Origin of the sequence: Cupriavidus sp. SK-3, assembly GCF_000611145.1 — a bacterium.
Lineage (GTDB): Bacteria > Pseudomonadota > Gammaproteobacteria > Burkholderiales > Burkholderiaceae > Cupriavidus.
Genome location: NZ_JFJV02000036.1, coordinates 1 through 798, shown reverse-complemented (window position 1 = coordinate 798; position 798 = coordinate 1). Strand labels below are relative to the sequence as shown.

1 pseudogene is annotated in these 798 nt (G+C 59.8%); it reads right to left on the bottom strand.

Features of this window, described 5'->3' with window-relative positions:
• Positions 1-541, bottom strand: a pseudogene (locus CF70_RS35640) (hypothetical protein); the annotation flags it as partial.
• Positions 542-798: the final 257 nt, after the last annotated feature.

Genomic DNA, 798 nt, shown 5'->3' with positions numbered 1-798 from the left:
AGGTGCCGTTGACCAGCCTGACGGTGGCGCTGAGAATGATCCCGCGACCGGAATCCCCCGTATAACAGACGGAGCTAGGGCAAATACTGTAATAGCCGGGGTTGGTGGCCGAGCCCTTGAGGCTGCCAGCCACCAGCGGGCGGGAGTCGCGCACCAGTTGCACTTCGAGTGGCGAATTGACGCTGGCGACGGAGGTATTGTTGGTGACGGGCTGGCCGTTGACCAGCAGGCGAGTCGAGATGCCCGATACGTTGGTCGCGATTAGCGGTCCGGGTGCGGTTGCAGTCCCGCCGTTCGGCCAAAGGAATATAAATTGTCTTGGGCACGACGACGCTGAGCCGCAGAGTTGACTCAACGAGATCGTATAGCGGCTGACCACGGTGCCTGTTGGCAAGGTGTTCGGCAGGTTAAGCGTCGATCCAAATGCCCAGATATCGATGATCGCAAGCGCTTTCGGCGAGATCGACGCGACAGCGACGAGAACGAATGCCGGGATCAGGCGCGCAGCCAGACCCCTCAGGATTGGATGGAACTGTTGCATGGCAGAAATTTTTCCCTTTCGTCAACGAGGGATCACGTTGTGCCCCCGTGCCGCCCCCATTTCTCGGATCAATGCGCGCCTACTGGTAATCCACCAGCACGGACATCATGCTGGAAATCGTGCCAGGCTTGACCGTCGCTTCGGTTTGAATATAGCGTGCGTTCATGGGGATCGAGTAGGTGCCGCCGGTCGAGGTGCTGTATGGGCTGAGCGGCAGGCTTTGATTGAACGTCGCGGGCGTGCCGTTTGTGCCGGTG